20 protein-coding genes are annotated in these 19,258 nt (G+C 62.5%); 11 read left to right on the top strand and 9 right to left on the bottom strand.

The window, feature by feature from the left end:
• Positions 1-16 precede the first annotated feature (16 nt).
• From ATY02_RS16340 to ATY02_RS16330, 3 genes are read left to right on the top strand one after another with little or no spacing between them, the layout of a single operon-like run.
• Positions 17-637: a paraquat-inducible protein A gene (locus ATY02_RS16340; protein WP_068576854.1), complete on the top strand. Its 621-nt coding sequence runs from the start codon at positions 17-19 to the stop codon at positions 635-637.
• Positions 630-2,942 carry a PqiB family protein gene (locus ATY02_RS16335; RefSeq protein WP_164823683.1) on the top strand — a complete coding sequence of 771 codons (2,313 nt, stop codon included), beginning with the start codon at positions 630-632 and terminating at the stop codon, positions 2,940-2,942. Before ATY02_RS16340 ends, ATY02_RS16335 begins: the two co-directional genes overlap by 8 nt.
• A gap of 38 nt (positions 2,943-2,980) precedes the next feature.
• A complete protein-coding gene (locus ATY02_RS16330; RefSeq protein WP_068576855.1) occupies positions 2,981-3,484 on the top strand; it encodes a transcriptional regulator in 504 nt (167 codons plus the stop codon).
• A gap of 42 nt (positions 3,485-3,526) precedes the next feature.
• Here ATY02_RS16330 and ATY02_RS16325 read toward each other — a convergent pair whose 3' ends face one another.
• Positions 3,527-4,084 carry a TetR/AcrR family transcriptional regulator gene (locus tag ATY02_RS16325; protein WP_068576857.1) on the bottom strand — a complete coding sequence of 186 codons (558 nt, stop codon included), beginning with the start codon at positions 4,082-4,084 and terminating at the stop codon, positions 3,527-3,529.
• Positions 4,085-4,300: 216 nt separating this feature from the next.
• Entirely contained in the window at positions 4,301-5,491 is a 1,191-nt protein-coding gene (locus tag ATY02_RS16320; protein ID WP_068576859.1) for an acetyl-CoA C-acyltransferase family protein, read from the bottom strand.
• A gap of 107 nt (positions 5,492-5,598) precedes the next feature.
• Here ATY02_RS16320 and ATY02_RS16315 point away from each other — a divergent pair, with 107 nt between their 5' ends.
• Complete coding sequence (locus tag ATY02_RS16315) at positions 5,599-6,582, top strand: GlxA family transcriptional regulator (RefSeq protein ID WP_068576862.1); 984 nt, start codon at positions 5,599-5,601, stop codon at positions 6,580-6,582.
• A 77-nt stretch (positions 6,583-6,659) separates the two neighbouring features.
• Here the strand turns inward: ATY02_RS16315 and ATY02_RS16310 are convergent, their stop codons facing one another.
• Positions 6,660-6,977, bottom strand: a complete 318-nt coding sequence (locus ATY02_RS16310; RefSeq protein WP_068576864.1) for an ArsR/SmtB family transcription factor — start codon at positions 6,975-6,977, stop codon at positions 6,660-6,662.
• Between the two features lie 137 nt (positions 6,978-7,114).
• Between ATY02_RS16310 and ATY02_RS16305 the strand changes: the two genes are divergently transcribed.
• On the top strand, positions 7,115-7,534 hold the full coding sequence (locus ATY02_RS16305) for an MAPEG family protein (protein WP_068576866.1): 420 nt from the start codon (positions 7,115-7,117) through the stop codon (positions 7,532-7,534).
• Positions 7,535-7,855: 321 nt separating this feature from the next.
• Here the strand turns inward: ATY02_RS16305 and ATY02_RS16300 are convergent, their stop codons facing one another.
• The 3 genes from ATY02_RS16300 to ATY02_RS16290 form a co-directional block, all read right to left on the bottom strand.
• Positions 7,856-8,785 (bottom strand): MBL fold metallo-hydrolase, encoded by a 930-nt coding sequence (locus tag ATY02_RS16300; protein ID WP_068576868.1) that lies wholly within the window; start codon positions 8,783-8,785, stop codon positions 7,856-7,858.
• 116 nt (positions 8,786-8,901) lie between these two features.
• Positions 8,902-9,513, bottom strand: a complete 612-nt coding sequence (locus tag ATY02_RS16295) for a glutathione S-transferase family protein (protein ID WP_068576870.1) — start codon at positions 9,511-9,513, stop codon at positions 8,902-8,904.
• Positions 9,514-9,582: 69 nt separating this feature from the next.
• Complete coding sequence (locus tag ATY02_RS16290; RefSeq protein ID WP_068576873.1) at positions 9,583-10,191, bottom strand: glutathione S-transferase; 609 nt, start codon at positions 10,189-10,191, stop codon at positions 9,583-9,585.
• A gap of 132 nt (positions 10,192-10,323) precedes the next feature.
• On the opposite strand from ATY02_RS16290, the gene ATY02_RS16285 reads away from it, so the two are divergent.
• Both ATY02_RS16285 and ATY02_RS16280 read left to right on the top strand, forming a co-directional pair.
• Complete coding sequence (locus ATY02_RS16285) at positions 10,324-11,244, top strand: LysR substrate-binding domain-containing protein (protein ID WP_068576875.1); 921 nt, start codon at positions 10,324-10,326, stop codon at positions 11,242-11,244.
• Between the two features lie 85 nt (positions 11,245-11,329).
• Positions 11,330-12,406, top strand: coding sequence for a saccharopine dehydrogenase family protein (locus ATY02_RS16280; protein WP_068595991.1), 1,077 nt, complete (start codon positions 11,330-11,332; stop codon positions 12,404-12,406).
• Positions 12,407-12,508: 102 nt separating this feature from the next.
• On the opposite strand, the gene ATY02_RS16275 is transcribed toward ATY02_RS16280, so the two are convergent.
• Entirely contained in the window at positions 12,509-13,492 is a 984-nt protein-coding gene (locus ATY02_RS16275; RefSeq protein WP_124348357.1) for an acetoacetate decarboxylase (ADC), read from the bottom strand.
• Positions 13,493-13,780: 288 nt separating this feature from the next.
• Between ATY02_RS16275 and ATY02_RS16270 the strand changes: the two genes are divergently transcribed.
• Positions 13,781-14,506, top strand: a complete 726-nt coding sequence (locus ATY02_RS16270; RefSeq protein WP_068576881.1) for a type 1 glutamine amidotransferase domain-containing protein — start codon at positions 13,781-13,783, stop codon at positions 14,504-14,506.
• Positions 14,507-14,572: 66 nt separating this feature from the next.
• On the opposite strand, the gene ATY02_RS16265 is transcribed toward ATY02_RS16270, so the two are convergent.
• Positions 14,573-15,424 carry an isocitrate lyase/PEP mutase family protein gene (locus ATY02_RS16265; RefSeq protein WP_068576882.1) on the bottom strand — a complete coding sequence of 284 codons (852 nt, stop codon included), beginning with the start codon at positions 15,422-15,424 and terminating at the stop codon, positions 14,573-14,575.
• Between the two features lie 110 nt (positions 15,425-15,534).
• On the opposite strand from ATY02_RS16265, the gene ATY02_RS16260 reads away from it, so the two are divergent.
• Positions 15,535-16,428: a LysR family transcriptional regulator gene (locus tag ATY02_RS16260; RefSeq protein ID WP_068576885.1), complete on the top strand. Its 894-nt coding sequence runs from the start codon at positions 15,535-15,537 to the stop codon at positions 16,426-16,428.
• 59 nt (positions 16,429-16,487) lie between these two features.
• Positions 16,488-17,408, top strand: coding sequence for a LysR substrate-binding domain-containing protein (locus ATY02_RS16255; protein WP_068576887.1), 921 nt, complete (start codon positions 16,488-16,490; stop codon positions 17,406-17,408).
• Here ATY02_RS16255 and ATY02_RS16250 read toward each other — a convergent pair.
• Positions 17,402-18,310, bottom strand: a complete 909-nt coding sequence (locus ATY02_RS16250; protein ID WP_068576889.1) for an MBL fold metallo-hydrolase — start codon at positions 18,308-18,310, stop codon at positions 17,402-17,404. The genes ATY02_RS16255 and ATY02_RS16250 overlap by 7 nt on opposite strands.
• A gap of 203 nt (positions 18,311-18,513) precedes the next feature.
• On the opposite strand from ATY02_RS16250, the gene ATY02_RS16245 reads away from it, so the two are divergent.
• Positions 18,514-19,125: a LysE family translocator gene (locus ATY02_RS16245; RefSeq protein WP_068576891.1), complete on the top strand. Its 612-nt coding sequence runs from the start codon at positions 18,514-18,516 to the stop codon at positions 19,123-19,125.
• Positions 19,126-19,258 lie beyond the last annotated feature (133 nt).

The raw sequence follows: 19,258 nt of genomic DNA, 5'->3' as shown, positions 1-19,258 counted from the left end.
TCAAGGAGGGTCATTGATGCGTGCAATCGATGCAGGCATTTGGGTCTGCGGTGAATGTCATCAACTCAACCCGGCCGGCCAGGAGCGATCACCGCGCTGCAGCCGCTGTAGTGCGGTGTTGCATGCGCGCCGCCCGAACAGCATCAGGCGCACCTGGGCCTTGCTGATCACCGCGATGATTTTGTACATCCCCGCCAACCTGTTGCCGATCATGACCGTCAACATCTTCGGCAGCGGGTCGCCGGCCACGATCATGAGTGGCGTGGGCAGCCTGGTCCAACTGGGCATGACCCCCATCGCCCTGGTGGTGTTCGTGGCCAGTATCGTCGTGCCCACCTTCAAGCTGGTGGGCATTGCGCTGTTGCTCTACTCGGTGCAACGCCACCAGCCGATGTCCGCTCGCCAGCGAATCGTCATGTACCGCTTCATCGAGTGGGTCGGGCGCTGGTCGATGTTGGATATTTTCGTCATCGCGATCCTGGTGGCCCTGGTGAACTTTGGCCACCTGGCGCGGATCGAGGCCAATCTCGGTGCCGCCGCCTTTGCCAGCGTAGTGGTGCTGACCATGCTGGCAGCAGTGACTTTCGACCCACGACTGATATGGGACAACACCCACTTGGATAATGAAAATGAGTGACTTGCCTGCCCCCAAAAAACACCAGACCAGCAACTGGTCGGCGATCTGGATCCTGCCACTGCTCGCCCTGGTCATCGGCGCCTGGCTGGCCTGGCGCGCCTATGACGAAGCCGGCCCGGTGATCCAGGTCCGCTTCGAGAGCGGCGACGGCATCCAGGCCAAGAAGACCGAGGTGCTGTACAAGGGCATTTCGGTCGGCAAGGTGGTGGACCTGAGTGTCAGCGAAGACATCAAGGGGGTGATCGCCTCCATCGAGTTGACCAAGGAGTCCCGGGAGTACCTGAACAACGATACGCGTTTCTGGTTGGTCAAGCCGCGGGTGTCCCTGGCGGGCGTGACAGGCCTGGAGACCCTGGTCTCCGGGGTCTATATCGCGGTGGATCCGGCCAAGGGCGACAAGGGCGATCAAGGCGTGCGCTCCTATACAGCCCTGGCTGAACCGCCACCGATGTCCGAGAAGGTGCCCGGACTGCACATCACTCTCAAAGCCGACCGCCTGGGTTCCCTGGAGCAGGGTAGCCCGGTGTTCTACAAGCAGATCCTGGTGGGCCAGGTGAAAAGCTTCCAGCTCGGCGAGGACCAGCGCACCATCGAGATCAAGGTGCATATCGAGCCGGCCTACGCCGACCTGGTGCGCAAGCACACGCGTTTCTGGAACGCCAGCGGCATCTCGATCTCCGGCAGCCTGTCGGGCTTCAAGGTGCGCAGCGAATCGCTGCTGACCCTGGCCGCGGGCGGTATTTCCTTCGCCACGGCGGACAACCACCGCGACAGCCCACCCACCGATCCGACCAAGCCGTTTCGCCTGTATGAGGACTACGACGCGGCCCAGGTCGGCCTGCGGGTGAAGCTGAAGATGAAGGACCTGAGTGAAATCGAGCCCGGGCGCACCCCGGTCATGTACAACGGCGTGCAGGTCGGCCTGGTCAAGACCGTCGACATGAACCAGGACTTCAGTGGCGCCACCGCCGAGCTGGCGATGGACCCGCGGGTCGAGGCCCTGCTGCTGGAGGGCACCGAGTTCTGGACCGTAAAACCGAATATCTCGCTGGCCGGGATCACTGGCCTGGATGCCCTGGTCAAGGGCAACTACATCGCCGTGCGTTTTGCCAAGAGCGGGGCGCCGCGCCGGGAATTCAGCGCCCGCTCCAAGGCGCCGCCCATGGACATGAACGTACCGGGCCTGCACCTGGTGCTGACCAGTGACCGGCGCGGTTCGGTGGAGGTCGGGGCGCCGGTGCTCTACCGGCAGATCCGTGTCGGCAGCGTGCAGAGCTACCAGCTGTCGGCGGACAACCAGCAAGTGATGATCGGGGTGCATGTCGAGCCCGAGTACGCGCGCCTGGTAAACAGCTCCACGCGCTTCTGGAACGCCAGTGGCGTGACCCTGAGCGGCGACTTCACCGGGGTCAAGGTCAAGAGCGAGTCGCTGCAGACCTTGATCAATGGCGGCATCGCCTTCGACACTCTGGACCCCAAGGCGTCGTCCTCGGGCGAGGATCGCCGGTTCGCCCTCTACGACAGTGAGGAGGCCGCCATGGCCCGCGGTGTGGAGGTCCAGCTGGGTGTCGAGGATGCCGAAGGCCTGCGCGAAGGTACGCCGATTCGGTTCAAGGGGTTGGTGATCGGCAAGGTCGAAGGCATCGGCTTGAAGAATGACCTGTCCGGGGTGTTGCTCAAGGCGCGCCTGGGGGCCAACGGCGAGCAGTTCGCCCGCAGCGGCACGCGCTTCTGGGTCGTACGGCCGGCACTGGGGCTGTTGCGCACGGAAAATCTCGGCACCCTGGTTAGCGGTCCCTACATCGAGGCCTTGCCGGCGAGCCGTCCGGGAGAGCGCCAGACGCGCTTCCAGATCCAGGAAGAAGCCCCGAACCTGCTCGGGCTCGGCGATGGCTTGCGCTTGACCCTGAGCGCTGCGGACAAGGGCTCGATCAAGCTCGGCAGCCCGGTGACCTATCGCAAGATGCCGGTGGGCAAAGTCATCGACATGAGCCTGGGACAACAAGCGGACCGGGTGCTGATCAGCATTCTTATCGAGCCGCGCTATGCACCGCTGGTGCACACCGCAAGCCGCTTCTGGAACGCCAGCGGGGTAGGCATCGAGGCGGGCCTGTTCAAGGGGGTGTCCGTGCGCACCGAGTCCCTGGAGGCGCTGGTGGCGGGCGGCATTGCCTTCGCCACGCCGGACAATCCGCAAATGGGCGAACAGGCCAGGCCAGGCCAGACCTTTGCCCTGTTCGATGCCGTCAATGATGAATGGCTGGAATGGGCACCGAAGATCGCGCTCAAGGAAGCCTCGCGGTGATCAAGCTGTTTTCAAGCCAATGTAAAAGGAGTCACGCCATGTCCAGGCGCCTGTTGTGTACTGTACTGTTCACCGCCGGCCTGTGTTTCGCCGCACAGGCACAGGAGCCTTTGCCTTCGGTCCAGGAGGTAATGAGCGAGAACAAGGAGAAGATCAAGAACCAGATCGAAGCCCTCAATTACAAGCGCAAGCGCATGGTGGAGGCAAACATGGAACTCGATAGCGAACAGGCCGAGGCCTTCTGGCCGATCTACACACGCTATCGCAATGAAATGGACGGGCTGAACAAGGACTCGTTCCAGCTGCTGGTGGAGTATGCGCGGGCCTACGGTTCCGGGGCGGTGAGCAATGAGGAGGCGGCAGGAATGATCAAGACCTACAAGGCCCTGCACGAGAAGCAGCAGAAGGTCCTGTATCGCTACATTGATGAAGTCGCACAGCAGATGTCGCCAAAGATCGCCATGCGTTTCCTGCAGATCGAGGCGCAACTGGATGCTGCAGAAGTACTGCAGACCGGGCAGCAAGTACCGCTGCTCAAATAAATGAAAAACCATGGCCGGCTGGGGCGACCCCGCCGGCCATTTTCATTCCGGCAGGTTGCTGGCGGCCGAGGCGACGCTGCCGTGGAGGAATATCTGCACCAGGGTGCTGGCCGACCTGGAACTGGCTGCGCGCCCGCGGCGTTCGGCGTCGACCATGCCGTAGACCAGATTGATGAACAGCTCGGTAAAGGCCGCGGCGCTGATGTCGATGCGGAACACTCCCAGGTGCTGCCCCCGCAGGAAAAATGCATCCAGGTCCTTGGCATAGGACTCTTCGTTTTCCAGGGGGGGAGTCTTCGGGCGGTTCTCGAATAGCAGCAAGGCCAGCATGTCACGGTGGGTGAGATGCTCCTTGATCAGGTACTGCAGGGCGTGCAATGGCTCGGCGCTGTGCAGCTCGGCGGTGCGAGTGATCTGTGCCAACACGCCCTTGGCGTGCGCCTCGAGCTGGTACTCCAGGTTCGCTCGAGTGCCGTAGTGGCGGTTCAGCGTCGCCTTGCTGACGCCGGCCAGCACGGCAAGATCCTTCATGGTCGCACGGGGGTGGTTGACTATCGCGGTGGTCAGCAACTTGAGAAGGCGTTCATCATCAGGGGCCATGGGATCATTCATTTCCAGACAGATCGGGAAGGGCTTTAACAGAAAATTACTTTTGCTTGCATCCGAGCATTGTAATTCACAATTGAGCCTTTGTTGATTCATTTGAGTCTAGATGGATGTTTCCTGTGACAAGCGCTCCTGGCGTGATGGTGCTATCTGCTTGCCGGCGAGGAGTCAGCGAAGGGCAGGGCCGCCCTTCGCTGCACGGGGCGCGGTTCAGATTCGCTCGAAGACCACGGCGATGCCCTGGCCACCACCGATGCACATGGTGACCAGGCCGTAACGTCCCTGGATGCGCTGCAGCTCATAGATGCATTTCACCGCCAGGATGGTACCGCTGGCGCCCAGGGGATGGCCCAGGGCAATGGCGCCGCCATTGGGGTTGGTGCGCGCAGGGTCCAGCCCCAGGCCCTGGCAAACGCCCAGTGCCTGTGCGGCGAAGGCCTCGTTGGACTCGATCACATCGAAGCTGTCCAGGCTCAACCCGGTGCGCTGCAGCACTTGCCGCACCGCCGGGATCGGGCCGGTCCCCATCACGGCAGGATCGACGCCGGAAACGGCATAGCCGAGCATCCGCGCCAGGGGTTGGACATCGTGGCGTTGGGCTGCGGCGGCGGTCATCAGCACACAGGCGGCCGCACCGTCATTGATGCCCGAGGAGTTGCCGGCAGTCACCGAGCCTTCCTTGCGAAACGCCGGGCGCAATGCGGCCAGGGACTCCAGGCTGGCGTCGGTTTTCGGGTGCTCATCGGTATCGAACACCACCGTACCTTTGCGCGAGCTGATGTGTACCGGCACGATCTGCGAGCGGAAGTGCCCGGCGGCGATGGCGGCGTTGGCCTTGCGCTGGCTTTGCAGGGCAAATGCATCTTGCTGCTGGCGGGTGATGTCATACAGGCCTGCGACGTTTTCCGCCGTGACGCCCATGGAGCCTGCGCCGAAGGGGTCGGTGAGCGCGCCGGTCATCATGTCGATCAGTTGGCTATCGCCCATGCGCGCGCCCCAACGGGCGGCTGGCAAAGCATAGAGCGAGCGGCTCATGGTCTCGACCCCACCGCCGATGGCAATCTCGCATTCGCCCAGGCGAATGGCGTTGGCCGCCGTCACGACGGCCTGCAGCCCGGACCCACACAGGCGGTTGAGGGTCAGGGCGGTCGAAGCCTGGTCCATGCCCGCTTGCAGGCCGGCAACGCGTGACACATACATGTCCCGTGGCTCGGTATGCAGCACGTTGCCCAACACGATTTGCCCCACCTGTGTCGGCGACACCCCGGCACGAGCGATGGCTTCCTTGACCACCAGGGTAGCCAGGTCACAAGCGGACTGATCACGCAAGGCGCCACCAAAGCTGCCGATGGCCGTTCTTGCCGCACCTGCTACCACGATTTCCTGAGTCTCTTGAGGCATAGCGCTATCCAATCGTTGAGAAGAACCGCAATCGCGCCACTCTAGGCAGGCTGCCTGACCCTGTATATTGTCTATAAAGACAATTTCTATGCGAGATCGGACACTCCATGCCTTGTGCTGCAATCCTGGCCTTCGATGGCTGCTACGCATCCAGTGCCACCGGCTTCGCAGACATCCTGCAGGTTGCCAACTCGCACCTGCAGCGTCAGGGGAGCAGCGCGCACGGCTATCAGTGGCGCTTCGTGTCGCTGTGCGGAGGCTTGGTCACCACCAGTAATGGCCTGGCTATCCAGACTCAGAAGATCAAGCCCAGGGAACGCTTCGACCTGGTATTCATTCCCAGCATCCACTACGCCGGGAGCCGCGCATTCGACCAGCTTCTGGAACGTGAGCGCGCAGCCTGCACCTGGCTCGTGCAACAGTGGCAAGCCGGTGCCTGGATCGCCGCGAACTGCACCGGAACCTTCCTGCTCGCCCAAAGCCAGTTGCTGGACCTGCGCATGGCCACTACCACCTGGTGGCTGGAGCGCCAGTTCCGCGAGCGCTTCCCGCGGGTGGACCTGCAACTGCGACCGATCCTCACCGAAGCCGACCGACTGGTGTGCGCGGGCGCCCAGGCTTCCTACCTGTTGCAGGCCATCCGGATGATCGAACGTTTCTCCGGTCGGGCGATCAGCACGCAAACGGCCAGGACCATGCTGATCGATGTCAGCCAGAACACCCAGACCGCTTTTTTGCCGCTGCTGGTGGAGCGCGAGCATGGCGATTCGCTGGTCAGCCAGGCGCAGCATTGGCTGCAAGGCAACATGCAGCATGAAATCCGCATGACGCAGCTGGCCAAGGCCTTGTGCGTGAGTGAAAAGACCCTGGTCCGGCGTTTCAAGTCAGCATTGGAGATGACACCGCTGAATTATCTGCAAAACCTCAGGCTCGATGCGGCCCGGGCGCTTCTGGAACTGGGGGATCAGAACATCGACCAGATCGCCATCCAGGTGGGTTACCTGGATGTCAGTTCATTCTCGCGGCTGTTCCGTGAGCGCATGGGCATCAGCCCGGGAAGCTATCGCAGTCGCTTCGCCGTGGGCGCTTGAAAGCTGCTAGCGGCGTGAGGTCAAGCACCGTTGCCCATCACCCATGCTGCCCCTGGAGCTGGCCGCATTTGTGCAGCTCACGGACGGTAGATGCTCTTGAGCGTGGCGATGATCTTCTCCACGTCCGGATTGTCGATGCGGTAATACAAGGTTTGTGATTCGCGGCGGAACGCCACCAAGCCTTCCTCACGCATTTTCGCCAGGTGCTGCGACAGCGCCGACTGGCTCAGCGAGATGCGCTGCAGCAATCCGCCGACGGTAATTTCTCCTTGCTCGATCAACAGGCACAGCACCTGCAAGCGGTATTCGTTGCTGATCGCACGCAGCAGGCTGGCGGCCTTTTGTGCACCTTGGGCGAGGAAGCGTTGGTCATCGTCGAAATGTTCAGAAGTCATGGGGATGGGATGTCGGTCGTCCATTTAAATTAGTAATTACTAAATTAGAATAATCTAATATTATGATTCGGGCTTTCGCCGCTGAAAGTGCAATCGGCTCCGCGCCGCATATTATCCCTCAATCAGGAAGGTACACAGTGAATACCCCAACATGGGTCCTGCTGGCATTTGCCGGTTGGACATTATTCATCCTGTTCAGCACCGTTGGCGTTTATCGCTGGTCGAGAATCCTCACGGGACGCGCGACAGTGAGCCAATGGCAGCCAGGCAAGCCCCAGGGGAGCGAGTGGTACCAGCGAGCCATGGGGGCCCACAGGAACTGCATCGAGAACCTGCCGGTCTACGCGGCGATTGTCGTGGCCATCAATGCCTCGGAGGTCGATAGCGGCACCCTGGACAGCCTGGCCCTGGTACTGCTTGCTGCGCGGATCGCCCAGAGCCTGGTGCATATCTGTGTGCCGCAGAGCGATACGATCGCCACCTTGCGTTTCGTGTTCTTTTTCATCCAGATCCTGGCCATGGCGTGGATGGGTATCACCGTCGCGATCGCGTCCTGAAGCCCTATCCGGTTCACGCTGGATATTCACGGTGCGACTCTTCTATTTCCCGCTCGGAAGGGGCTTGACCAGGGGCAACAGGGCATCGAGCAACGCCTGTTGCGGGCACCGGAGAACTGTTTGGCTCGATGGGCTTGGCAATCATCCAGCCGTCGCCTATGGCGCTGATCAGGTCGCAAAGCAAGGAATGAATTCCACTGGAGGCCGGATGAACGAGGCACCAGCATAGAAAAATCTGCCCTAAAGCACCTGCTGATAACCCCCTGGGCAAACCGGGTCAGCGCTGCTACAGCCCCTGGTTGCGTGGCCTGTAGTGGGGCATTAGCCGAGGTGATAGAGCCCCTGGTCGTCGCGCTGGACCTGGCCGCCGTGCTGCAACTCGTCCAGGTGTTGCAAGAGGGTCCGAGCCTCGGCAGCAGTCACCCAGGTCCCGGTAAAGCCTGTCGGGTACAGCAGGCGTTTCTCGACCATCTGGGCCAGGTTCAAGGGTCGCTCCTGCAACCAACCCAACAGGCGCCTCTCTCGCTCGTCGATCTTGGCGGCGAATGCCTGCAGATCCTCCAGGAAGCGCTGGCGGTCGGTGTAGACACCGCGATGGTGGGAAGTCACCCAGGTCCTGGCGGGAATCTGCGGCAGGCGCTGGAGGCTGCGTCGAAAATCCGCCAGGTTCGAACTGGCATCGCCGTAATAGGGGCCGAAGCTGCTCAAGTCGATGTCACCAATGAAGGCCACGCCTTCCGGCTCCACCAGCAGCACGTTGTGGCCTGCCGTATGGCCGGGCAGGTGAAAGGCATGGATGCTGGAGCCTCCCAGGTCCCAGGATGCACCGTCCTCATAACCCAGGGCATCGGGGCGTGGGGCATAGAAGAATTCATCCTGCAAGCGCTTGAGCATCTGCTGGATGGCACAAGCCTCGCTGAGGCCGAAGGCCGCGGCCATTCCTTCCCAACTGCGCGCTGCCGGCAGGTCTGCCTGGTGCACATGGACTTGCGCATCGGGAAGCCGATGCAGGCCGGCCATGTGGTCTTCATGGGCATGGCCCAGGACGACCAGTTCGGTCGCGTCGAACAGGGGGCCGATGCTGTTGGAGCTGATCGGGGTATCCAGGGCAGCCAGGGTGTCCGTGCCCTTGATCAGCACCTGGTTGCCGTCCGGGTATTTGCCGTTGCGCTCGCCCAGGAACACCGATACGCGCCCGAACGCCAGGTGGTCCATGCCATTGGTTGAGTCTCGGTGGTTGCCAGTCATCATCTCGGGCCTCGCACTCGCTTAGGGTATCTGGCGTCACTGTAATGATTTAGTGGCGATGATGGCGAGAAACATCACTTGGCGGCGAGCACCCTCGCAACGCTCGGGAAAACGGCGGCTCAGGCTTGCGCGCCCTTGGCATAGGCGCTGATGACTTCCTCCCGCGCAGCCAGGCGCTGCAGGTAGGCGGTGATATTGGGCAGGTCGTCGATATCCACATTCAGCTGGGCGTGGATGCGTAGCCAGGGATAGATGGCCATGTCGGCAATGGAATAGTCGTGGCAGATGAAATCCTTGTCCTGCAGGGCGTTTTCCAGCGTATCGAACAAGGCTGCAGTCTGCTTCAAATAACGGTCGCGGGCGTAATGGTGGGCCTGTGCATCGAGCTGGAGGAAATGATAATGCTGCCCGGCCATGGGGCCCAGGCTGCTGATCTGCCAGGCCAGCCAGTGCAATACCGCATAACGTTGCGTACCCACCGCTGGCAGAAAGCGCGAGTGAGTCTCCGCCAGGTACTGCAGGATGGCGCCTGACTCCGGGAGGACCAAGGCTTGTGCGTGGTCGACCAGCAACGGAATCTTTGCATGGGGCGTCAAGCGTGCGAAGTCCGCCCGATGCTGGTCGCCCAAGGCGAGGTCCAAGCGCTGGATTCGATAAGCAACGTCCAGCGCTTCCAGCATGATCAGGATCTTGTGGCCATTGGCCGTCGGCGCGAAATACAGGGTGTACATGGCGATGGCTCCCATGGCCGGGAATAGGCAGGGCGGCGCGGTCAGGCTGGCTCGATCCGCGCCGACGACTCAGGCGATGGGATAACGCTTGAACAGGTCGCTGCATTCCAGCCGCTCGGCATGGGCTCCCAAGCTCGGGAAGTCATCGGCCTTGACCACATCCGGGAGCATCAACTGCATGAAGGACCAAGCCACTGCGCTGGTGATGGCGGCCTGGTCGAGGCGTGGCTCTTGAGCCCGCTCGGCCAGAAGCTGTTGTTCCAGCTCGGTGCAGGCGGCCAGCAGTTGCCGGGTGACACGCTCGAGCCAGGGCTGATGCAGTTTCTCGGCTGGCCGAAGGTTGTGTTCATAGACGATCTGGACGGTTTTCTCGCAAGCCGCCAATGCCAGGCCCAAGGTACGCAGGGCCTTGGCCAAGGCCTGGGGTTGTTGGGGCAGCAGCTTGCCGGAGGCAGGGCTGGTGGCTTCGAAGTAGTCGAGGATCAGCGTCGAGTCCATCAGCACGCTACCGTCGTCGAGCACCAGGCTGGGGGCCTTCACCGCCGGGTTGATCCTGGAAAAAGCTTCGAAGGTGCTGAACACCGACAACGGCTCATGCTCGAACGCCACGCCGTACAGCTCCAATGAAATAGCCACCCGCCGGACATAAGGCGAATCCAGCATGCCAATCAGTTTCATTCGTCACTCTCCCTGGTTTGTATGGCGCGCTGTGTCACATTTCAGGCCACAGCTTCACTGTTTCTTACGTTAGGAGAATTTGGCCGACTAGAATATCGGTATTTCCCTTCATCAATGGTAAGTAGAGCTTACATGTCGAGCATCCCGCCGATTTCCTGCCTGCGCAGTTTCGAAGCCGTTGCCAGGCTAGGCAGCGTCACCGCCGCCTCCAGGGAACTGCACGTCACCCACTCGGCCATCAGCCAGCAGATCAAGGTCCTGGAGGAGTTGCTTGGCGTGACCTTGTTCGTTCGCGAAGGGCGTGGTGTGCGGGTCAGCGAAGACGGGCGCTTGTATGCCTTGCAGATCCGCGAGGCACTGGGCGGCATCGACGAAGCGACCCGAATGATCAAGACCCAGCCCAGGTCCACCGAGCTGGTGGTCGCCGTGTTGCCATCGTTCGGGCTGAACTGGCTGTTGCCGCGTTTGCCGCGCTTCCAGCAATTGCATCCTCATATCAATGTGCGCCTGCAGGCAGGACTGGCGGTATCGAACCTGAACCGGGAGTCCGTGGACCTTGCCATCCGCATGGGCAAGGGTGATTGGGAAGGGCTGGAGCAGCAGGTGCTGTTCCACGATGAAACGCTGGTGGTCGCATCGCCCCGGTTCAACGACGGGGTCCTGCCCAGAACGGCGCAAGAGATCATCGACAGCAGGATCGTCTTCAGCATGGAGTCATGGCAGCCCTGGTGCCAGGCCGCAGGGCTGGACGTCGATATCCCGCGGACCGGGCTGTGCAGCAATGATTCGAACCTGGTGCTGCAGGCGGTGCGCCTCGGCCAGGGTATCGCACTGGAGCGCCGCAGCCTGGTGCATGACGCCATCCAGCGTGGAGAGCTGGTGCAGTTGGGCCAGGTCACGGCGCCTTATCCCTATCCTTACTGGCAGGTGCTGCCCGATCGCGAGCATTCGAAGGCCAAGCAAGCGGCCTTCTCCAGCTGGCTGGCCGCCGAAGTCGAGGCCTACCTTGATGAGCTGGCCACGCAGGAGGCGGCGCTGGCAATTGCACCTTGACCTTGAACCAGGCTTCAACGTTAGCGTCGGTGACTGATCGAGGAGGGCGCCAATGCCGCCTCACCACCCTGTCAGGAGCAGCATCATGAACGAGCACGCCAGCCCCGAACCCACGTCATGGATGATTTATGGCGCCTATGGCTACACCGGCGAACTGATTGCCAGGGAGGCGGTCAAGCGCGGATTGCGCCCCGTGCTTGCCGGCCGCAGCCGTGCCAAGGTCGAGCCACTGGCTCGTGAACTGGGGCTGGCGATGCAGATATTCGGCCTCGATGATGCCGCACAACTGGCCACGGAGCTCCAGGGGCAAGCCCTGGTCCTGCATTGCGCCGGGCCATTCTCCGCAACGGCGGCGCCGATGATGCAGGCTTGCCTTGAGGCCAGGGCGCATTATCTGGACATCACAGGGGAGATTGCCGTCTTCGAACAGGCCCAAGCCCTGAACCTGCGGGCCCGGGAAGCCGGCGTGGTGATCTGCCCGGGCGTGGGTTTCGATGTGATTCCTACCGATTGCGTGGCCGCCGCGCTTAAGGCAGCACTGCCCGATGCCACGTACCTGGCCTTGGGGTTCGACTCGCGCTCGAGCTTTTCCCCGGGGACCGCCAAGACATCGGTGGAGGGGTTAGCGCAAGGCGGCAAGGTACGGCGCGATGGCAAGATCGTCTCGGTGCCGCTGGCCTATCAGGTGCGGCGCATTGATTTCGGCGACGGAGAGAAACTCGCCATGACCATTCCCTGGGGCGATGTCTCCACCGCTTACCACACCACTGGTATTGCCAACATCGAAGTCTTTATCCCGGGTTCTGCCGGCATGGTCCGTGGCGCCAGGTTGGCTAACCTGGTGCGTCCCTTGCTCGGCCTGGCTTGGGTACAGAAGTGGCTCAAGGCGCGCATCAGCAAGACCGTGGTCGGCCCGGACGATACCAAGCGCGCCGACCAGGGCACCTTCGTCTGGGGAGAAGCACGCAATGCCCGAGGCGAACGCAAGGTGGCTCGCCTGCATACCGCCAATGTGTACAGCCTGACCATTACCGGCGCCCTGGCGGTGGTGGAGCATCTGCTGCAGGCGCGGCCCAGTGCCGGCGCCTATACCCCGGCGAAGCTCTTGGGGGCTGAGCTGGTGACCCGCCTGCCAGGATCGGGAACGCTGCGGATCGAGTGAGCCGCTCGCCCGTGCCGGCCAGGTTCATTCGCCGGCAGGAAGCGGGGTCATGACCCCGCTTCCTGCGCCGAGATTCCCCGACCGGCCGCGATCGGCATGACCTCAGTGAACGTCTTTCAGGCTGGCCAGGGGCTTGGGTGCATAGAGCGCGCTCTGGAATTCAGGGACGTACTCGTACTTCACCAGCTTGCCCAACTGCAATGAGCGGATGTAGGTCGACAGGCTGCCGTCACCGAGTATCAGGCGTGCAGCATCGGCACTGGAGCTGGAGGCGTGGCGGGTCTGCCGGGACGTGGCATAGCCGTAGGTCAGCTGGCCGTTATGGTCCAGGTTGGTGAAGCTGTTGGTCACCATGCCCACGTCGTGGGAGAGGTCATCGAGTTTTTTCGCCTTGAAGATCACGTCCACGTTGCCGGTCTGGCTATCGATGATGTCGTAGGAGAGGCTGGCGCCTTCCTCGCGACGGCTGATGTCGGTCAGCCACTTGGGCAGGTTGTAGCCCACGACACCCCGGACCCTGGCCAGCTCGGTATTGACCGGCAACTTGAGGACATAGCCCCAGAAGTCCTTCGATATGGCCTGGCCGACCAGGGTCAGCGGGCCAAGGTTGGATTGCCCCGGCTTGTTGGTGATGATCGATAGCGCCACCTCGTTGTAGCTGTCGTTGTCGCAGTAGTCGTAGGTATAGGCCGTGAAGGCCACCAGGCCGCGTCCAGGCCATACCTGCAGCGGCTGCACCTGTTCCAGTACCTGGGCCGGCATCAACTCGCGCAGCCGTGCAAGGTCTGCGGTGTAGACCGCGGTGATCCGGCTGTTCTTGTAGTAGAAGTTCGGCGAGTACGACTCGAACCCCATGTCTACCCGGGTCTTGGGCAGTTGCTTGAACCAGCTCAAGTCGAGCCCTGGCGCCTCGGCCTCGATCACCGACAGCGGCGGGTTGGAGCGATAACGCTCGTACAGGCCGCCCTTGAGGACCGGCACCGAGTGGCCGGCAATGTCGATCGTTGTAGTACCGGCGGGGACGGGAGCGTCTGGTGAGCCGGCCAGGGCGGGATGTGCCAAAGGGGCCAGGAGGGCACCAGCCATTGCAGCGACAGTTCCGAGTTTCACGTTGGGTTCTCCAGAAAGAATGGCATCGCGCTCGATGCTTGTGACCCGGTATCGCGCTGCGGCGCCATGCTCGGGTACGCCTGGTGGGGCGTGAACAAACCCTAACGTTCAACTTAACCTTAATGTCAAGCGCCCATCTGTCCACCGTACAGGCGTTGATGGCCAGGCAGGGCACAAGGGCCGTCCCAGGCGCCCAGGCTGGGCTAACGTGTGGGGTATCACTGTCGCTCAGCGGATGAGCCATGCACCCGGAGCACCTCCCAAATGACCCCGCGCATATTGCATGTGGTGACCAATGTCGCTCACTACGCCGATCCCGACCAACCAACCGGCCTGTGGCTGGGAGAGTTGACCCATGCCTGGCAGGTATTTGCTGCCAGGGGGTACGAGCAGTGCCTGGTAAGCCCGGCGGGTGGGGCATCCCCTTTGGAACCCCGGGCACTCAAGTGGCCGCTTTTGGACAGCACGGCCAAGTCCTGGTTGGCAGACCCGGCGAGCATGGCGCGCCTGGCCAGTACCGCGCACCCGGACGAGCTGGCAGCAGCGGATTTCGCTGCGATCTATTTCACCGGTGGTCATGGCGTGATGTGGGATTTTCCCGACTCCGCGGGCTTGCAGCGCCTGACTCGGGAGATCTTCGAGCAGGGCGGGGTGGTGTCGTCGGTGTGCCATGGCTATTGCGGATTGCTCAATACTCGCTTGAGCGATGGGCGCTTGCTGGTCGAGGGACGCCGGCTGACCGGATATGCCTGGATCGAGGAGGTACTGGCGGGGGTGGCGGGCAAAGTGCCCTACAACGTCGAGGAGCAGATGCGCCGCCGGGGGGCGCACTATGAGAAAGGCTGGCTGCCGTTCACCTCGAAGGTCGTGAGCGATGGCCGCCTGGTGACGGGGCAAAATCCACAGTCGGCCAGGGCCACGGCCATGCAGGTCGTGGCCTTGCTGAAGGCTATCGCCGCTGGCACCGGCGACCTTCGAAAAGACGCATGACTATTTGCATACGACCTGCAACCACTACCAGTGGGATCGCTACAGGTTGCTGGGCCGACGTCCGCGTCAGCCGCGGTCCAGTTCCAGGTAGTGGCGGGTGCGCACAATCTCCTCGCGCTCCTTGAAGCTGGTGAGCCGGCTGGCCAGGGCCGAGCTGTCGCCGGTGCTGCGGATCTGCGCCAGCACCTGCTGCGTCGCATGGATCGCTGCGCGCTGCAGGTCGGAAGGAATGATGATGAGCTGATAGCCCAGTGCTGCCAGCTCCGCGGCCGGCATCATGGGCGTCTTGCCGCCATGGAACATGTTGATCAGCTTGGGGCCGGGGATGCGCGCGGCGATCTGCCGGATCTGCTCGACGGTCTCGGGCGCCTCGACGAAGATCATGTCCGCACCGGCGTCGATATAGCGCTGCGCGCGCTCCAGTGCCGCTTCGAACCCTTCCACGGCAATGGCATCGGTACGGGCGATCAGCAAGAGGTCCGGATCGTCCAGGGCCTGGCGAGCCACGCGGATCTTGCTGCACATCTGCGCGCTGTCGATCAGGGATTTGTCGTCCAGGTGCCCACAGCGCTTGGGAAACGATTGGTCTTCAAGGTGCAACGCCGCCACGCCCGCGCGTTCGAAGGCCCTTACGGTCCTGGCGACATTGGCGGTACCGCCGAACCCAGTGTCGGCATCGGCGATCACCGGCAGGGCGCAGCCGTCGACGATCTTTTCGACGCGCTCCAGGACTTCACTGAAACTCAGCAGGCCGATGTCCGGCAGGGCTGCGGAACGGGCAATGGCGCCGCCACTGGCATAGACCGCCGAGAACCCGGCCAACTCCACCAACCGGGCCGTAAGCCCGTCATAGGCACCCGGAGCGACCAGGCATTCGCCAAGGGCTAACAGGTCACGCAGTTTCTTCGTGCTTTTCATGGGGCCTCCCAAGGTCGAACTGTCTTGTTCAATGGATGAGGCGAGCTTGGACTTGGCTAATGGCTATGTCTAATATTCTATTTATTCAATATTGGAACCTTTTACATTCCATGGAACTCCGGCACCTGCGTTATTTCGTGGCCACAGCCCAGGCACAGAGCCTCACCAAGGCTGCACAGGCACTGCACATCGCCCAGCCACCGCTGGGCCAGCAGATACGTGCCTTGGAAGAAGAGATCGGCACGCCCTTGTTCCATCGCCAAGGCCGCGGGATAGTCCTGAGCGATGCTGGCAAGGTGTTCCTGGAGTGCGCCCGGGATATCCTGGCCCGCGCCGACGAAGCCAAGGGCAGGGCGCTACGGGCCGCGCGGGGCGAGATCGGCACCCTGACGCTGGGCTTTACCGAGTCGGCCTCGTTCAATGAGGGGATGACTTCGTTGCTCAGCCGCTACCAGCAACGCTACCGGCATGTGCAGATCAACCTGGTCGAGGGTAATAGTGAAACCCTGGTCAACCGCCTGCTGCTCAGGGAGATCGACGCTGCCATTGTCCGGCCGCCTTTTGCCGGAGTCGGCGATATCGCCTTCCAGGTGCTCAGCCAGGAGCCGCTCATGGTGGTGCTCCCTGATGGCCACGAGCTGCTGGAGCGCCAGGAGCTGAGCCTGGAGGACCTGCGTGACGAGCGCTTCATCCTCTATTCGCGCAAGTCCGGTTATGGCTTGAGCGCCGACATCGTCACCGAGTGTCGGGCCCGGGGATTCAACCCGAAGATCCATCAGCAGGCGCCACAGGTCTCGTCGGCGGTCAATCTGGTGTCGGCGGGCATGGGTATCGCGATCGTGCCGGCATCCATGCAGAGAATGACGCGCCCCGGGCTCAACTTTCGCGCACTGGCGTTGGCCAGCCCGAGGGCGACCCTGGGCCTGGCCACACGCTCGGCGGCGCAGTCCGCGGTGATCGACGCTCTGCTGCAGTGTGCCCGGGACTACCTGGACGGTTGCTGATCGATCCGACGGCCCGGCAGCGATATCATCAGCCCCCCCAATTGCCGTACTGGTGAACCATGGCTTTTCCGCCACTGAACAGCATCAAGGTCTTCGAGTCGGTCGCGCGCCTGGGCAACCTGGCGGCGGCAGCGGTCGAGCTGCATGTGACGGCGGGAGCGGTGAGCCAGCAGCTCAAGACGCTACAGGGCGCCTTGGCCGTCGAGCTGTTCGAGAAGCGTGGCCGGCAACTGGTCTTGACCGACGCCGGGCGAGTGTTTCATCAACGTATCGCCCATGCCCTGACGGATATCGGCGATGCGGTGGCGGTGTTGCAGGCTCCTGCGCAAGCGATGCCCGGCGTGATCGAGCTGACCCTTTCCCTGCCACCGCTGGAGGGCATTGCCTGGCTGACTCCCGCGTTGTTCCACTTCATGGAGCAGAACCTCGGGGTCAAGCTCAAGGTCATCTCGGCCAGTTACTTCAACCAGGTCGATTGGCGCAAGGCCGATATCGCGGTGGTCTATGGCACGCCGCCCTGGTCGGGGTTCTGGTGGCGCTTGCTCCACGGCATTCGCCTGGTGCCGGTGTGCAGTGCGCAGTATCTTCGGGGCCCACGGGCCATCCGCAGCGTGGCGGATCTGGCCCGACATCGCCTGCTCCATGAGGACAACGGTGCCCAGTGGGGCCAGTGGCTGGCGGAAGCGGGGGCGACCCTGGGTGGATTGTCCGATGTCTATTTCGAAGATTTCGGCCTGGTGCTGCAGGCCGCCCGAGAGGGGTTTGGCGTAGCCCTCAGCGATGAGCTGGTCTCGGTCCGTGACCTTGAAGAAGGGCGACTGGTCGCCCCCCTGGCCATCTCGTCGGCTGCCGTGCACAACTACTACTGCGTTTGCGCCGAGAGCCAGCGAGCCCGCCCCGAGGTCATGGGACTGATCGAGTGGCTGGCCAGCACCGTGCAGTCCCGGGCATCGAGCTCCGACTGGGCGCAGGATCAGTAGCCAAACTCCCGGCCGTCGGTGAACTGGATTCCCGTCAGGATGCTGACGCCCTTGTCCACCTCGTGGAGCTTGGCCCGGCGGATGAGTTCGGGATCGGCAAATGCCTGGCCAGGGTCCTGGCCGGCACGGATTCGCTGCATGGCATCGCGGATCTTCACGACCTCGTCGCGATCCATGCGTGGCACCCGGTTGGGGTCATCACCGGCGTGAGCGCCATAAAGGACGGTGTCCTGGTCGATCGACTGCAAGGTCGCGTCAAGGGACGCCAGGTAGTCATCGAGGTTGCCGACCAGCAGCCAGGATGGGTAGAGATGGTCGCCGGTGAGCAGGATGTCATGGTTTTGGTCATACAGCATGACTTCATCCCGGGTATGCCCGGGGACACTGAGCATCCTCAGCTGCAGGCCGCCCAGGTCGATCACTTGTCCAGGCTGGATCAACCGTTCGACCTTGAAGGGGGGGAGCACCAGATTGTCGAACTGGCCCAGGTGCACGGCTTCGGGAACCTGGTACAGGCCGTCGCTGCGTTGCAAGCTGCGGGTGAACGGCAGGTCGGGCAGGTAGATGCTGCTGAAATGGGGCAGGCCCCCCAGATGATCGAAGTGCAGGTGCGAGGGCAGGACGGAGACCGGCTTGTCCGTCAGTTGGCCAATGACCTGGATGATCTCTTCTCCCTGGTTGGCCCCGGCATCGAACATCAACGCCCGATCCTTGCCGATGAACAGGTAGGAGTAGTTCTTCTGGTAGTAGCCCGGCTCGCCCAGGGCATACAGGTGTTGGGCGATGCGATGCACCACGAAACGGCCGGTTTGGCCGGCGTTATCGGCGCCATGGGCAAAGGCCGCGGCAAGCGCCAGGCCGATGCCGGCGAGCGCCCTGGGTAATCCTGCAAGTCTTGGCACGGTTGTGCTCCTGGTACTGGCCCGGACATCGGGCTTGATGGGGCGCCCATGTAATCCGAGCGCCGCGAGCCGCTACAAGCCATATGTTCTCAAGCAGCATGCTGCAGTTTTTCTAAAGCGTGGAGCCGAGAGGGGCATTGATCCAGTGGCCGGCTCAATGCGAGGATCCGGGACCACATGACAGTGCCTGGGAGATTTCACACATGAGCGTGACGGCTTCAATCTGGTTCTTCGCCGTGCCATTCGCGATTGCGGCGGCTATTCCCGGTCCTGCCCAGGCAGCGATGTTGGGGCAGGTGGTCGCCCGTGGGGCCAGGTCGACCTTGCCTTTCATCGGCGGCATGGTCATGGGCAACGCACTGTGGTTGCTGGTCGCCACCCTGGGGCTGGCCGCACTGGCATTACGCTTCGAATACCTGTTCATCGCCGTGAAATGGCTCGGCGTGGCCTTCATCCTGTTCATCGCCTGGAAACTGTGGTCGAACAACACCGCACAACCCCAGGAGCCACCGCAGCGTTCGGCCAGCCGAGGTTTGCTTGCCGGTGCGCTGCTGACCCTGAGCAACCCCAAGGCCGTGGTGTTCTTCGGTGCCGTGTTGCCCCATGCATTCGACCTGACGACGTTGTCCTGGTCCGAAGTGATCTTCATTACCGCACTGGGCGTCGGCATCGACCTCAGTATCCAACTGGCCTACCTGCTGGCCGGAGCGCGGCTCAAGCGGGCGATCCAGTCCCCCAGGGCCATGCGGCGCCTGAACCGGACCTCGGCCGGGGTCATGACCGGCTGTGCCGGCTGGATGGCGATCTCCCGCTGAAGCGGATGCAGTGCCTGGTCGGTAGAGGACCATCGGCATGACAGGGATTGACCCGTGGTGCCGGATGGGGCCGTGCAAGCTGTGTCGCGAGTTGCAACACAGCTGTTTGAGCTGGCGTATCGCCGGCTGATGG

The sequence above is a fragment of the Pseudomonas sp. BIOMIG1BAC genome (genome assembly GCF_001705995.2).
GTDB lineage: Bacteria > Pseudomonadota > Gammaproteobacteria > Pseudomonadales > Pseudomonadaceae > Aquipseudomonas > Aquipseudomonas sessilinigenes.
The sequence above is the reverse complement of the archived record's forward strand: the minus strand, read 5'-3'. Positions and strand labels throughout refer to the sequence as shown.